The 12894-nt window shown below is 72.8% G+C and carries 14 protein-coding genes; 4 read left to right on the forward strand and 10 right to left on the reverse strand.

The genetic code is table 11. The annotated features are described in order from the left end of the window. Positions 1–281: 281 nt before the first annotated feature. The 3 genes from rlmN to DEJ09_RS16575 form a co-directional block, all read right to left on the reverse strand. Entirely contained in the window at positions 282–1514 is a 1233-nt protein-coding gene (rlmN, locus tag DEJ09_RS16565; RefSeq protein ID WP_017885785.1) for a 23S rRNA (adenine(2503)-C(2))-methyltransferase RlmN, read from the reverse strand. 93 nt (positions 1515–1607) lie between these two features. After that, entirely contained in the window at positions 1608–2561 is a 954-nt protein-coding gene (locus DEJ09_RS16570; RefSeq protein ID WP_084741318.1) for a C40 family peptidase, read from the reverse strand. 182 nt (positions 2562–2743) lie between these two features. Continuing rightward, complete coding sequence (locus DEJ09_RS16575) at positions 2744–3493, reverse strand: pyridoxamine 5'-phosphate oxidase family protein (protein ID WP_111089291.1); 750 nt, start codon at positions 3491–3493, stop codon at positions 2744–2746. Between the two features lie 21 nt (positions 3494–3514). Between DEJ09_RS16575 and DEJ09_RS16580 the strand changes: the two genes are divergently transcribed. Then, a complete protein-coding gene (locus DEJ09_RS16580; protein ID WP_111089292.1) occupies positions 3515–4951 on the forward strand; it encodes a PLP-dependent aminotransferase family protein in 1437 nt (478 codons plus the stop codon). A 9-nt stretch (positions 4952–4960) separates the two neighbouring features. Here DEJ09_RS16580 and DEJ09_RS16585 read toward each other — a convergent pair whose 3' ends face one another. Both DEJ09_RS16585 and DEJ09_RS16590 read right to left on the reverse strand, forming a co-directional pair. Next, positions 4961–5476, reverse strand: a complete 516-nt coding sequence (locus DEJ09_RS16585) for a hypothetical protein (protein ID WP_111089293.1) — start codon at positions 5474–5476, stop codon at positions 4961–4963. Positions 5477–5561: 85 nt separating this feature from the next. Beyond that, positions 5562–5756: a hypothetical protein gene (locus DEJ09_RS16590; protein WP_111047752.1), complete on the reverse strand. Its 195-nt coding sequence runs from the start codon at positions 5754–5756 to the stop codon at positions 5562–5564. Between the two features lie 122 nt (positions 5757–5878). Here DEJ09_RS16590 and DEJ09_RS16595 point away from each other — a divergent pair, with 122 nt between their 5' ends. Beyond that, positions 5879–6229: a GntR family transcriptional regulator gene (locus DEJ09_RS16595; protein ID WP_111089294.1), complete on the forward strand. Its 351-nt coding sequence runs from the start codon at positions 5879–5881 to the stop codon at positions 6227–6229. Beyond that, positions 6226–7182: a DUF1648 domain-containing protein gene (locus DEJ09_RS16600; protein WP_181433397.1), complete on the forward strand. Its 957-nt coding sequence runs from the start codon at positions 6226–6228 to the stop codon at positions 7180–7182. Before DEJ09_RS16595 ends, DEJ09_RS16600 begins: the two co-directional genes overlap by 4 nt. 176 nt (positions 7183–7358) lie before the next feature. Here the strand turns inward: DEJ09_RS16600 and DEJ09_RS16605 are convergent, their stop codons facing one another. Further along, positions 7359–8120 carry an SDR family NAD(P)-dependent oxidoreductase gene (locus DEJ09_RS16605; RefSeq protein WP_111089296.1) on the reverse strand — a complete coding sequence of 254 codons (762 nt, stop codon included), beginning with the start codon at positions 8118–8120 and terminating at the stop codon, positions 7359–7361. Positions 8121–8200: 80 nt separating this feature from the next. Here DEJ09_RS16605 and DEJ09_RS16610 point away from each other — a divergent pair, with 80 nt between their 5' ends. Continuing rightward, positions 8201–9796 carry a hypothetical protein gene (locus tag DEJ09_RS16610; RefSeq protein WP_111089297.1) on the forward strand — a complete coding sequence of 532 codons (1596 nt, stop codon included), beginning with the start codon at positions 8201–8203 and terminating at the stop codon, positions 9794–9796. 32 nt (positions 9797–9828) lie between these two features. Here DEJ09_RS16610 and DEJ09_RS16615 read toward each other — a convergent pair whose 3' ends face one another. Genes DEJ09_RS16615 through DEJ09_RS16630 form a run of 4 tightly spaced genes read right to left on the reverse strand, consistent with a single transcriptional unit; the run spans position 9829 to position 12885 of the window. Further along, the gene (locus tag DEJ09_RS16615; RefSeq protein WP_111047755.1) at positions 9829–10746 is read right to left on the reverse strand and encodes a phosphogluconate dehydrogenase C-terminal domain-containing protein; all 918 of its coding nucleotides are present in this window, start codon (positions 10744–10746) and stop codon (positions 9829–9831) included. Next, a complete protein-coding gene (locus DEJ09_RS16620) occupies positions 10743–11588 on the reverse strand; it encodes a sugar phosphate isomerase/epimerase (RefSeq protein ID WP_111089298.1) in 846 nt (281 codons plus the stop codon). The genes DEJ09_RS16615 and DEJ09_RS16620 overlap by 4 nt, the downstream gene beginning before the upstream one ends. Then, the gene (locus DEJ09_RS16625) at positions 11585–12400 is read right to left on the reverse strand and encodes a triose-phosphate isomerase family protein (RefSeq protein WP_111089299.1); all 816 of its coding nucleotides are present in this window, start codon (positions 12398–12400) and stop codon (positions 11585–11587) included. Before DEJ09_RS16625 ends, DEJ09_RS16620 begins: the two co-directional genes overlap by 4 nt. After that, positions 12400–12885 carry a ribose-5-phosphate isomerase gene (locus DEJ09_RS16630; protein ID WP_071406070.1) on the reverse strand — a complete coding sequence of 162 codons (486 nt, stop codon included), beginning with the start codon at positions 12883–12885 and terminating at the stop codon, positions 12400–12402. Before DEJ09_RS16630 ends, DEJ09_RS16625 begins: the two co-directional genes overlap by 1 nt. Positions 12886–12894 lie beyond the last annotated feature (9 nt).

Genomic DNA, 12894 nt, shown 5'->3' on the forward strand with positions numbered 1-12894 from the left:
AGTTGGTTGCCTGAGCGGGACCCCGTCCGGACTGCGCATCCAGGGCTTGCACCCTGTGACCGTCTCGGCCGTTCCGTTCTCCGCCTCAGCGGCAACGAGTGATTACTTTACACACGCCCCGGGGGCCCTGCCAACCGTCGTCCCTCCCGGGCGTGTCGCAGCTGGGTGAACGGCACGTGTCCCCCGGGTTTCCGGGGATCGACGGGGGTGAGCGCGACCCCTGGAACGACGGGAGGCACGGTGCGAACCCGCACCGTGCCTCCCGAACGAACAGGACCGACCTACTCGGCCGCGGCCAACTGCCCGCACGCCCCGTCGATCTCCTTGCCGCGGGTGTCGCGCAGGGTCGTCGGGATGCCGGCGGCGTTGAGTCGGCGGACGAACTCGTCCTGCACGTGCACCTCGGACGAGGTCCACACGGAGCCCGGCGTCGGGTTGAGCGGGATCGGGTTGACGTGCACCCACCCCTTGCCGCGCTTGTTGAGCTTCTCGGCGAGCAGGTCGGCTCGCCAGGCGTGGTCGTTCATGTCCTTGATGAGCGCGTACTCGATCGAGACACGACGGCCCGTCTTCACGTAGTAGTTGTGGGCGGCGTCGATCGCCTCGTCGGCCTTCCAACGCGAGTTCACCGGAATGAGCTCGTCGCGGAGCTCGTCGTCGGGGGCGTGCAGGGACAACGCGAAGGTGAGCGGGATCCCTTCGTCCGCGAGCTTGATCATCGCCGGCACGAGTCCGACGGTCGACACCGTGATGCCGCGGGCACTCATGCCGAGACCGTTCGGCTGCGGTGCGACCATCAACCGCACGGCGTCCATCACCCGCTTGTAGTTCGCGAGCGGCTCCCCCATGCCCATGAACACGATGTTCGTCACGCGCTCGGCGTCGACGCGGTCGTTTCCGCCCTTGCGGGGATCACCCCCGAGCTCACCGGCGGCGATCGCGGCGTTGGCCCGGACGATCTGCTCGATGATCTCGGCGGTCGACATGTTGCGGGTCAGCCCCGCCTGGCCGGTGGCGCAGAACGGGCAGTTCATGCCGCACCCGGCCTGGGACGAGACGCACAGGGTGATGCGGCCCGGGTAGCGCATGAGGACCGACTCGACCAGGGCGCCGTCGTGCAGCTTCCAGAGGAACTTGATCGTGTCGCCGTTGTCCGTCGCCAGCCGCCGGGTCTCGGTGAGGAGCGGCGGCAGCATCCCGGCAACGAGCTGCTCCCGCTGGGCGGCGGGCAGGTCGGTCATCTTGGCCGGGTCGGACGTGTAGTGCTGGAAGTAGTGGGTCGCGAGCTGCTTGGCGCGGAACCCGGGCAGGCCGAGTTCCTTCACGCGGGCCTCGCGTTCCTCGGCCGTCAGGTCGGCCAGGTGCACGGGCGGCTTGCCACGCTTCGGGGACGCGAACTGCAGCAGCGGGCGACCGTCGGTGTCGGTGGCCTGCTTCCAGCCCTCGGTGCGCGGGCGCACCTGCGGACGAGCAGACTGCTGCTGTTCGAACGGGGTGCGGGTGTCGGAAGCCATCACTCCAGGATACGGGAGGCCCGTGATCGGTGGGGACGCCCCGTCCGGGTGGTCCTGGTGGTCACCACCAGGGCCGCACCACGGCTGGTCGGGTCAGCTGCCGGCGGGCAGGACGCGCGCGAAGTGGTGCGCCGCCGAGTACATCGGGACGATGTCGACGACCTCGCCCGGGTGCGGTGCCTGCAGGACGAGTCCCTGGCCGAGGTACAGACCGACGTGGTCCTCGTCGTCGTACACGACGAGGTCGCCAGGCAGTGCCTCGGACTCGGGGATCGTGGTGGCGACGGCGTCCTGCGTCGGCACGTAGTGCACGAGCTGGATCCCCACCGCCTGGTACGCGACCATCGTGAGCCCGGAGCAGTCGATGCCCGCGTGGCTCGCGCCGCCCTCGACGTACGGGTCCCCCATGTACTGCAGGGCGGTCTGCACGATCGTGGCCCGGTCGCCGCCGGCCGAGAGTGCGGCGGACAACGCGGACTGTGCCTGCGCGGTCGTCACCCCGAAGCGGAGGTCGAGCGTCGGGTACGACACGATCGTCGTCGTGGTGGTCATGCCGTCGGTGGAGACCACGGGGACCTGGACGTCGTGCGCCACCGTGAAGGTCTGGGCGGCCTGCGCCGTGGTCGTGCCCGAGCGGGTGTCCGCGGGCAGGGTGTCGGCGTTCGCGGGCAGGGCGAGCGTCAGGCTCGAGGTCACCGCGATCGCGGGGGCGAGCAGGATCGCGGCACGCTTCGCGTTGGCGGAGCGACGGATGTGCCGCGGGTCGACGGCGCGCTCGGCACGCAGGGTGGCGGTCCGGCTCAGCACCGCACTGCCGGCCGACGACGCGACGGGGGCGGGACGCGGCTGCATCCGCACGGTCCGGGCCGGCTTCGGGTGCTCGACGAAGGTGGAGCGGGCGGCCGCGGGGCCGAGGGCCGAGCGGCGACCACGGGGACGGGACTGCTGCGTGTCCGGCGTCAGCGGCGCGGGGTCGACCGCGGGGTGCGTGTGCGTTCGCGCGGGCTGACGGTCGTCGGCTGCTGCAGGCAGGGTGTGGCGTCCCATGGGTCCTTCCGGGTCGGGACCACTCGGCGGTCCGGAAAGTAACGTATTGGTCACGACGGTGCCCGCGGCTGGGCAGCGCCGGAGTGTTCCTGCAGCTGGTCACAGGAACGAGCACCGCTCGCAGGCCACTCCGACGACGCGCACGGGCGTTCCGGAGCCGGGCCGCGGCGGTGGACCCGGGCTCAGACCGGCGTGACCCGCATGGCGGCGGCGATCCGGGCCTCCCGGTCGGCCGCCAGGCGGTCGAGGCGAGCCGACAGCGCGACGACGGACGCGTCCACCGGGCTGTCCCCCGAGATGTCCCCCGGGATCGGGACACCGGCGCGCACCGCGAGTGGCAGGACGCCCGCCCAGACGGTGTGGTCCTCGCCGTCGGCCGGGTCCTCGCCGACACCGTGGGCGCGGACCTTGACGCTCGCGCGGTCGAGGGGCAGCTGGAGGACCTGGGTGGCGCGGACCTCCTTCGCGGTCATCTCGCGCACCTCGGCTCGGCGGCCCGGCATGAGGTGGTCGGCCACCTGCCAGAGGGCTTCGGCACGGAGGGCGGTCGGCACCACGGTCGCGCGCCCGGCGATCATCGCGCTGCGGTAGTTCGCCGAGCTGTCGTTGGTCGAGCGTGCGAAGACGAGGCCGTCCAGGTGGGTGACGGTGGCGGCGACCGGGACACCCTCGGCCCCGGCGTCGAGGAACAGACCGCCGCCGGTCGAGCCGTGCAGCAGCAGGACCGGGCCGTCGCCGAGGTCCCCGACGGCGCAGAGGAACGGCAGGACGACGGGGTGGCCGCCGCGGACGACGCCGACGTGGGCGAGGTGGGCCTCGGCGAGGATCGCGTGCAGGACGGCGGGGTCGTCGGACTGGCGGTCGCGCAGGCGGCGCACACGGAGGGAGGGGTCGTCGGTGGTCGGTTCTGGTTCGGGGCTCGAGGTGGGCATGTCGTCACGCTAGGGTCACCAGTGGTCCGGTGCCTGGACCAGATCGGGGCGATCACGGTGGACCAGTCGAGCAAGGTGTCCGGTGTGGTGGCACGGGTGCGCAGGATGGTGCACGACGGCACCCTGCGCGAGGGCGATCCGCTGCCGTCGACGCGGGCGCTGGCGGCGGAGCTCGGGGTGGCCCGGGGCACCGTCGTCGCGGCGTACGAGCAGCTCGACGGCGAGGGGTACCTGCGGACGCGGCACGGTGCCCTCGCGCGGGTCGCGGCGAGTGTGACGGTGGACGCGGACATGACGCCGGCTTCGGTCGGCGCCCGCTCCCCCGATCCGGACGCTCCGGCCCTGACGTCCTCGCTCATCGACTGCCGTCCCGGCATCCCCGCCGTCACCGCCATCCCGCAGCGGGACTGGCGGGCAGCCTGGCACGCAGCGGCGTCGGCCCCGCTCCGGAACGCGATCGCGGACCCGCTCGGCTCCCCCGACCTGCGGGCACAGGTCGTCGCCCAGCTCGGCCTGACCCGCGGGTTCACGACGTCGGTCGACCGGGTGCTCGTGACCGCGGGGACCTCGGAGGCGCTGTCGCTCGTCACCGAGGCGCTGCGGGGGCTGCTGGGTCGCGCTCCCGTCGTCGCCGTCGAGGACCCCGGCTACCGCACCGGACACCGTGCGATCACGAGCGCTGGTGGATCCCTGGTGGGCGTCCCGGTCGGCGAGGACGGCCTCGACCTCGACGCGCTCGAGGCCGCCGGACCGATCGACGCCGTCCTGGTCAGCCCGACGCACCAGTACCCACTCGGGTCGGTGATGCCCGTCGCCCGGCGCCGGCGGCTGCTCACCTGGGCCGCCACCACCGGCACCGTGGTGGTCGAGGACGACTACGACTCCGAGTTCCGGCACCGCGGCGCGCCCGTGCCCGCGCTGGCCGCACTCGACGCCGAGGGCGTGGTGCTGCACGTCGGCGGCTTCTCGAAGACGCTCGACCCCCGGCTGCGCTGCGCGTACGTCGTGCTGCCGACGGTCGCAGCGACGGGCTCCCCTGTGACGGAGGCGGTGCTCGCCGCTCGTCGGGCTCGTGGCGCGGTCGTCGCCGAACTGGTGCAGGCCGCGCTCGTGCACCTGCTGCGGACGGGTGCGCTGCGGCGACACCTGGGTCGGGTCCGGCGGGACTACACGCACCGCCGGGCCCGGATCGCGACTCGGCTCGGCGACGTCGCCGGCCTGGAGGCCCGTGCCCTGAACGGCGGGCTGCACGCGGTGGTCACGTGGTCGGGTCCGACCACCGGGGCGGAGATCGCGCGTCGGCTGGCGGACGCCGGGGTGCTCGTCGCGTCGCTCGAGGAGTACGGGCTCGCTCCCGGCAGCACGCCGCCGGGCATCGTGTTCGGCTACGGCGCGGTGACGATGCCGGAGCTCGACCGGGCGCTCGACGCCCTGGTGACGGCGGTCACGGGAGCCTGATCAGGGTCGTCAGCCGCCGTACTGGGCGGTGCCCACGACGTTCGACCCGGCCCGCTGGCACGCGGTGTTCAGGGTGCGGCCGACGAGTTCCCACTCGGGGGTCATCTCGAGCGCCGGCCCGGACTTCGGTGCGGGGTGCGCGTCGAGGTACTCGTGGGCGTAGTCGATCGCGTCGTCGAGCTCCTCGTCGCTGCTCGACAGGTGCTCGTAGCCGAAGCGTTCCGCCGCGATCAGTGCCTGGTACTGCGCCTCGGAGAGATCGCCCTGGCTCCGCCCGACCGTCGCGTTCAGCGAGATGGTCGTCAGCGCACTGATCTGGCCGCAGATCGCCGCAGCACTCCGGTCCTCCTCCATCGGGTCCGTCGCGCCGCCCGCGGGCTGGGCGTCCGAGGTCTCCGAGGTCGCCTTCGGAGTCGACGTCGGCCGCGCCGCTGCGTCGGCGCCGGCCGAGCAACCGGCGAGCGAGCCGGACACGAGGACCGCGCTCACGACGACGAGGGGCAGTGCGGACCGGAAGGAGACCATGGACGACATCGTGGCAGCGCCGTGGTGCCGCTCGCGTCGTCGTGTCCCGATCGAGACCTCGCCGAGACCGGATCGTGAGCTTGCGTCAGCGGGAGTCGGCGGTGCCGTTCTTCCGGGCGTTCACGAGGTCGGCGAGCGAGGGTTCTCCGGCGTCACCGGGCAGCGCGTGTCCGCGGCGGGCGGCCTTGCGGACCTGTCGGTAGGTGGTGACGTGCAGGGGGTCCACACCGTCGGCGGACTCGTAGTTCGACGGGGCGGTGGCGGTGGGTGATTCGGTCATCGCGACGGACGGTACGCGTGCCGGGAGCCGCGGAACCACGTGCTGCGTTCCGTGGCCAAACGGGGCCCGAACGGGTGGATCAGGCCTTACGTGATGCTGGATTGTTCGCATAGAATGCGAACATGTTGATCACCGTCGACCCGCAGGCGCGAGCGACCCTGGCGGAACAGGTCGCCACCCAGATCCGGCACGCGATCGCTCGCGGCGAGCTGCGGAACGGCGAGCGACTGCCCGCTGCGCGGGACCTCGCCGCCTCGGTCGACGTCAACATGCACACCGTCCTGCGTGCCTACGCGTTGCTGCAGGACGACGGACTGATCGAGTTGCGGCGCGGCCGCGGTGCGACCGTCCTGCGATCGGGCAACGCCTCGTTCGACCGGTTGCGCACGCTCGTCGACGAGCTGCGCAATCAGGCGGACACCCTGGGCGTCTCGCTCGACGACCTGTTCACGATGATCAAGGGGGCACGATGACGACTCGACCGGTGACCACGGGCACACGGCTGGCCGTGACGACACCAGGGCTCCTGGTCGCGGTGGGACTGGTGCTCACCGCGGTCCTGGCGGCACCCACCATGCCCGCACGGATCGCGATCCACTTCCGGACGGACGGCACCGCGGACGGTTGGGGGTCACCGTGGACGGCCTTCTGGGTCACCCTGGCGGTGGCACTGGTGGCCGTCGTACTCGCGTTCTCCGCGCTGCACTGGCGCGACAGGCGGACGGCAGCCACGGTGCTGCTCGTCACGAACCTGCTGGCCGGGACCCTCGGCTCGGCCTGGGTCGTGCTCGCGTGGACGAACACGGCCGGCGACGGCACCTTGTCCCCCTGGTGGACGGTTCCGTTCCTGCTCGTCGCCGTGGTGGTCGCCGCCGTCCCCGTGCTCGCACTGTTCCGGGTCGCTGCACCCGTGCCGGCCCACGAGGTCGCTCCTCTGACGGTCGGACCCGACACCCGCGTCGCCTGGCGCGCACGCGTCGGCAGCCGGTGGTTCGCGGTGCTCGGGGCGCTCGTCGTGCTGCTCGGCGTCGGCACCGCCGTCTGGACAGCATCGGCCGGGCTGACGACGGCGGTCGTCTCCGGACTGGCGATGGTGCTCGCGGGACTCGCTGTGCTGGTGCTGGCGCGGGTGGAGCTCACCGTCGACCGTCGGGGCCTGCGGCTCACGTCCACCTGGACGAGGATCCCCCTCATGCGCGTCCCGCTGGAGCGCATCGAGTCGTGCGGGTGGGAGCAGGTGTCCCCGGGCCAGTGGGGCGGCTGGGGGTACCGGATCTCGGGCCGCGGCGTCGCCTACGTCGTGCGGTCCGGGCCGGGGCTGGTCGCGCGGCTCCGCGGCGGGCAGGCGCGGATGGTGACCGTGCCCGACGCTGCGGGCGGTGCCGCGGCCCTGGGCGCGCTGCTCGCCGGGCGCGAGACGGCCTGACGGAGCCGCAACGGGCCTCCAGGGCGGTGTGGCGAGTTCGGCGGCGGGCGGGACCTGTCCGCGGAAGCGACAGACCTCGCCATCGCTGCAGCGACTCTCCCGTCAGGGCGACAGTGTGCCGCGAACGTTCGGTGGAACACTGTCGCTTTCGCAGGACGGACGGGCCGTGCGGCGGGTCAGAGGCTCGTCATGCCGCCGTCGACGCGGAACTCAGCCCCGGTGGCGTAGGACGACTCTGGGCTGGCCAGGTAGACCATGATCCCGGTGACGTCGTCGGGGGTGCCCGGGCGACCGAGCGGGGTGCGGGCGACGATCGCGGCTCGGGCCTCGGGGTCACCGGAGATCGCCGACACGAGGCCGGTCTCGGTGTAGCCCGGCACGACCGTGTTCACCCGGATGCCGTCCCGCGCGTAGGCCATCGCGGTCGCCCGGACGAGTGCGTGGATGCCACCCTTGGTCGAGGAGTACGCCGCGAAGTCGGCGCCCTCGCCGTTCAGGCCGGTGGGCGACCCGGTGGCGATGACCGACCCGCCGGTTCCGTTCGCGAGCATCGCCCGGACGGCGTGCTTGATCGTCAGGAACGTCCCGGTGAGGTTGACCGCGACCGTGCGGTCCCAGGTCTCGAGCGACAGGTCGGCGATCTTCGCGTCGTGTCCGAACAGCTGCACACCGGCGTTCGCGACCACCACGTCGGGGGTCGCACCACGCTCGGCCAGGTCGGCGAACCCTGCGGCCACGCTCGCCTCGTCGGCGATGTCCATCGTCAGGCCGATCGCGGTCGGGCCGGCTGCGGAAGCTGCACCGGCGGCTGCGCCGGCGTCGCGGTCGGCGTAGACGACGGTCGCCCCCTCGGCCACGAAGCGGTCGGCGATCGCGCGGCCGATGCCGGACCCCGCTCCCGTGACGAGTGCGGTCCGGCCGTCGAGTCGTGCGGTCATGTGGGACTCCGTCCTCGGAGCAGCACTGCTCCGTCACCCCCATCATTGCCCAACCGGTTGACCGGTGCTAGGCATGCACCATGACTGCGACGTCGAACGACGAGATCGTGTCCGTCGGGCCCTGGCGTCTGGCACTGCGCGGAGCCGAACTCGCCGACGTCGCGTTCCGGGGCGTGCTCGTCCTGCGTGCCGTCCGGTTCGTCGTCCGCGACCACGACTGGCGCACCGCTGATGACACCGCGCGCACGCGGACGGTGGACGGCGACGAGGGCCGCATCCGCCTCGAGACCAGCGCACGGTACGACGGCATCGAGGTCGTGCGCACCGTCCTCGAGGTCACGCTCGACGACGACACCCTGCGGGTCGCCGCGGTCGGGACCGTCACGAAGACCTTCCGCCGTAACCGCATCGGGCTCGTCGTCCTGCACCCGCCGACCCTGGCCGGGCAGCCGCTCACGGTGCGGCATCCGTCCGGTGGCAGCACCGCGACGGCGTTCCCGTACTGGATCGCGCCGCACCAGCCGGCCGTCGACGTCGCCGGGCTCGACTGGTCGGTGGGCGCGACCGCGCTGTCGCTCGACCTGGCCGGCGACGTGTTCGAGACCGAGGACCAGCGCAACTGGACCGACGCCTCGTTCAAGACGTACTCGACGCCGCTCGCCGAGCCGTTCCCGGTCGCGATCACGCCGGGGACGACGGTCCGGCAGGGACTCACCCTGCGTGCGACGGCGGTCGGTCCGGCAGGTGGTCCGGGCACCCGGTCGGGAGGCGCGGCCTCCCCCACCCCGGACCTCGCGGCGCTCGACGGGCCGGGTCCCGGTGCCGTGGTCACGCCGTCGCCGACGCTCCAGCTGCTCGCGGGTTCGGCACCGGTCGCTGCGCGCCCGGACGACGCCGACCTGCTCCGCGGGTTCCCGATCCTGGTCGAACCGGTCCTCGGGGCACCGAACGTCGAGGCGGTGCTCGCCTCGGCCCGGCGGGACGCGGGTGGCGCTCCCCTGGACGTCCGGTTCGTCACCGACGACCCGGTGCTGCTGCGCGCGGCGATCGACGCGGTGCTCGCGGGCGGGCCGGTGGCGCGTGTCGGGGCGTTCGACCCGGTGTCGCATGTGACGACGCCGGCGCTGCAGCGGGCACTGCGCGAAGCGGTGGCAGCGGTCGGCGCGCTGGAGGTCGTCGCCGGTACCCGGGCCCACTTCACCGAGCTGAACCGCTCGATCGCGGTGTTCTCGGGCTGGGACGGCCCCCTGACCTGCAGCGTGACGCCGCAGATGCACGACCGGTCGCCCGAACAGGTGACCGAGTCGATCCGGATGCAGCGCTGGGTGGTGACCAGCGCCTCCAGGCTGGCCGCCGGCAGGGCGCTGCACGTCGGACCGGTGACGCTGCGGCCACGGTGGAACGCGGTGGCGACGGCGCCGACCCGGGTCGTGACGGACGCGACCGTGGAGCACGGCTACGGGCCGGAGACCGTTCCGGACGCGACGGACCCGGCGCAGCACACGCCGGCCGCCGCGCGGTGGTTCGCCGACGCGGTGCGGGCGCTGACGGTGCCGGACGTGGCCTCGATCACGCTGGCCGAGGCGTGGGGGCCGCGGGGGTTCGTGGCCGCCGACGGCACGGGGAACGCCCCGCCGGAAGGGGGTCGGCGGGGCGTTCCGGTCCGGGCGCGCTGACGGGTCGGCGCGGTGGTCGGTGGCGGTCCGGCTCAGCGCCGGACGGCGTCGATCTTGAGCATCTTCGCGATGACCGAGTCGAGCTCGCTGTCGTCGAAGACCTGCTTCCAGTCCTCCTTGATGAGCTTCTCGCGGCCGTAGCCCATCGCGATGTGGCAGGCGTCGGAGAACGGGTTCGAGCCGCGCAGGCCGTTGGTCAGCGCGATCCACGTGTGGCCGTAGAGCATGGCGCGGGCGGCCTCGCGGGGCACGCCGACACCGGTGACGGTCTCCTCGAGGGCGTCGTTGAGGAAGTCGCCGATCATGCAGGCGATCGTCTCGACCAGGGTCGGCTCGAGCACGGCCAGCTGCTTCACCGTGACCCAGTGCACCTGGATGACCGGGGCGTACATCGTGGTGATGACGGCCTCGGCGACGGCCTTGGCGCGGTCGCCCTCGTCGCCGAGCGACTCCGAGGCGTCGAAGGCCGCGATGACCTCCTGCGGGGCGGCGATGCCACCGAAGGTGTCGTCCCACTCGGCCTTGGTGGTGCGCTCGAGGAACACCGACGGGTGGCACGGGTGCGCCACGGCGTAGTGGATGTCCTCGCGCTTGGCGAGGAGGCCCGCGTAAGCGGCGGCCGGGTCGAGCGTCAGGATCGACGCGCCGGGCTTCATGACGGGGACGAGCTGCTCCGAGATGGTGCCGAGCAGGACGTCCGGGACGGCGAGGATGACGACGTCGGCGGCCTTCGCGGCGTCGACGCTGTCGGTGATCTCGCGGCCGAGGGCCTGGATGCGCTCCTGGCCGGCGGGCGACGCCTCGCTGTACAGGGTGGTGTACTCGCTCTTTGCGAAGTTGTTCGAGACGCGGGTGCCCATCTTGCCGCCGGCACCGATCACGGCGACGGTGACGTCGGCCGTGCCGGATCCGGCAGCGACGGTGTGGGTGGTGGTGACGGTGTCGGTCATGATTCCTTGCTCCTGATGTACTCGATGGTGTGTTCGGTCCACGCCGCTTCGATGCGGGTGGTGGTCTGTGCGGGGGTCTCCCCCGGCAGCGGTTCGGCGCCGGCGTGCTCGTCCTGCCACGGCAGCCAGAACTCGATGACGCGGTTGATCCCCCGGGCGTCGGGCTCGATCGCGGCGCGGACGGCGTCGTGGTCGAGGACCCCGGTGCCGATCGGGACGCCGGTGTACTGGAACCCGACCCAGCCCGGTGAGCGGGTGAAGGCGGAGTCCTTGACGTGCCAGTTGACGACGTACGGGGCGGTCATCGCGACGACGTCGGCCGGGTGTTCGAGTCGGGCGACGGTGTTCGCCGGGTCGAGGCAGATGCCGAGGTGGTCGGAGCCGATCGCCTCGACGACCGCGACGAGGTCGGCGGTGGCGACGACCTCGTAGGTCTCCAGCGCGAGGGTCACGCCCGCGCGCTCGTAGGCGGGGAGCGCCTGCCGCAGGCGTCGTTCGGTCTCGGCCGCGTCGGGCTGGTCGTCGCCGCTCGTCCACATGCTCCGCACGAGCGTGGCGCCGAGCTGCTGCGCGACGTGCAGGTACCGGGCGAGGTGCTCCGGCCGGGTGCCGCGGGTGCCGACCTCGAGCGAGAGACCGAGGTCGGCTGCCAAGGACCGGATCGCGGCCAGGCGCTCGTCGGTCGCGGTGTCGAGCGGCAGGTGGTCGCAGATCTGGAACAGGTCGACGCCGTCGTGCGAGGCGGCGTCGCGCAGGGCGTCGTCGAGGGACATCGGCGACGGGACGCGGTCGGACATGCGCCAGAAGTAGGCGTAGGTGGAGAGGCCGAGCAGGGACGTCATGCCGGTGCTCCGTCCTGCGTCGCGGCCAGCGCCTCGGCTTCGTCGAGGATCGTGCGGATCGCCTCGGGGTCGTGGGCGAAGCGGCCGAGGAACAGGCCGCCGATGCGTCCGGCACCGCGGGTCAGCAGGCCCGGACCGGCGCTGCCGCCGTAGATCGCGACGGACCCGGCGAGCTCCGGCCGGGTCGCCAGGTGCTGCTCGATGCCGGCCAGGACCGCGACGATGTGCTCGTCGGGCGCGGGCTGCGGGGCGCCGATCGCCCACACCGGTTCGTACGCGGCGATGAGCGGTCCGGCCAGGTCGTCGGCGGTCGCGGTCGCCAGGAACCGGTCGAGCTGCGCGGTGACCTCGGCGATCGCGGCCACGGGGTCGCCGTCGGCGGCGCGCTCGGTCTCGCCGATGCAGATCAGGGGCCGCAGGTGGTTGCGGTACGCCGCGTGCACCTTCCCGGCGATCTCGTCGTCCGTCTCGTGGAACAGTTCGCGTCGCTCGGCGTGTGCGATCTCGACGAGGTCGACCCCGATCTCACGGAGCTCCGCGCCGGAGACCTCGCCGGTGAACGCGCCGCTGTCCGCCCACGCCAGGTCCTGCGCGCCGAGCGTCACGGGGGCGTCCCCGATCACCGCACGCACCGGGACGAGCGACGGGAACGTCGGCACCACGAAGAGCTCGACCGCGCCGGACCGCACCGCCGGGTGGCTGCGGGCGATGTCGGCCACGGCGGCCGCCCACGCGAGCGTCCGGGCGTGGCTGAAGTACATCTTGAGCGACACCCCGATCGTCACCGGGGCGGCCGCCGTGGTCGCAGGCATCAGGCGTCGGTCCCGACCGGGGCGGAGCCGTCGTAGGCGCAGATCGCGTTGACCTTCTCGGCGCTCGCGCTCGTCTGGTCGAAGGTGTAGCCGAGCCACTCCTTCGCCATCCGGCGCGCGACCTCGACCCCGACGACGCGCTGCCCCATGCAGAGGACCTGGGCGTCGTTCGACAGGATCGAGCGCTCGACCGAGAACGAGTCGTGCGCGGTCACGGCGCGGATGCCGGGGACCTTGTTCGCCGCGATCGCGACGCCGAGGCCGGTGCCGCAGATCAGGATCGCGCGGTCGGCCTCGCCGTTCGCCACCAGACGGGCGGCGTCGACGGCGACGTGCGGGTAGGCGGTGTGGCCGTCGGCGTCCACGCCCACGTCGACGACGGAGGCCACGCGGGGGTCCTTCGCGAGGTCGGCCTTGATGACTTCCTTGTAGTCGAAGCCGGCGTCGTCCGAACCGACGACGATGCGGAACTGCTGCTCACTCATGCGGGTGTG

The sequence above is a fragment of the Curtobacterium sp. MCLR17_055 genome, from assembly GCF_003234305.1.
Classification (GTDB): Bacteria; Actinomycetota; Actinomycetes; order Actinomycetales; family Microbacteriaceae; genus Curtobacterium; species Curtobacterium flaccumfaciens.

What these genes read in the sequence shown, in the direction of transcription:
- rlmN (WP_017885785.1), bottom strand. Translation starts at nt 1,514, where the DNA reads ATGGCTTCCGACACCCGCACCCCGTTCGAACAGCAGCAGTCTGCTCGT.
- DEJ09_RS16570 (WP_084741318.1), bottom strand. Translation starts at nt 2,561, where the DNA reads ATGGGACGCCACACCCTGCCTGCAGCAGCCGACGACCGTCAGCCCGCG.
- DEJ09_RS16575 (WP_111089291.1), bottom strand. Translation starts at nt 3,493, where the DNA reads ATGCCCACCTCGAGCCCCGAACCAGAACCGACCACCGACGACCCCTCC.
- DEJ09_RS16585 (WP_111089293.1), bottom strand. Translation starts at nt 5,476, where the DNA reads ATGGTCTCCTTCCGGTCCGCACTGCCCCTCGTCGTCGTGAGCGCGGTC.
- DEJ09_RS16590 (WP_111047752.1), bottom strand. Translation starts at nt 5,756, where the DNA reads ATGACCGAATCACCCACCGCCACCGCCCCGTCGAACTACGAGTCCGCC.
- DEJ09_RS16595 (WP_111089294.1), top strand. Translation starts at nt 5,879, where the DNA reads ATGTTGATCACCGTCGACCCGCAGGCGCGAGCGACCCTGGCGGAACAG.
- DEJ09_RS16600 (WP_181433397.1), top strand. Translation starts at nt 6,226, where the DNA reads ATGACGACTCGACCGGTGACCACGGGCACACGGCTGGCCGTGACGACA.
- DEJ09_RS16605 (WP_111089296.1), bottom strand. Translation starts at nt 8,120, where the DNA reads ATGACCGCACGACTCGACGGCCGGACCGCACTCGTCACGGGAGCGGGG.
- DEJ09_RS16610 (WP_111089297.1), top strand. Translation starts at nt 8,201, where the DNA reads ATGACTGCGACGTCGAACGACGAGATCGTGTCCGTCGGGCCCTGGCGT.
- DEJ09_RS16615 (WP_111047755.1), bottom strand. Translation starts at nt 10,746, where the DNA reads ATGACCGACACCGTCACCACCACCCACACCGTCGCTGCCGGATCCGGC.
- DEJ09_RS16620 (WP_111089298.1), bottom strand. Translation starts at nt 11,588, where the DNA reads ATGACGTCCCTGCTCGGCCTCTCCACCTACGCCTACTTCTGGCGCATG.
- DEJ09_RS16625 (WP_111089299.1), bottom strand. Translation starts at nt 12,400, where the DNA reads ATGCCTGCGACCACGGCGGCCGCCCCGGTGACGATCGGGGTGTCGCTC.
- DEJ09_RS16630 (WP_071406070.1), bottom strand. Translation starts at nt 12,885, where the DNA reads ATGAGTGAGCAGCAGTTCCGCATCGTCGTCGGTTCGGACGACGCCGGC.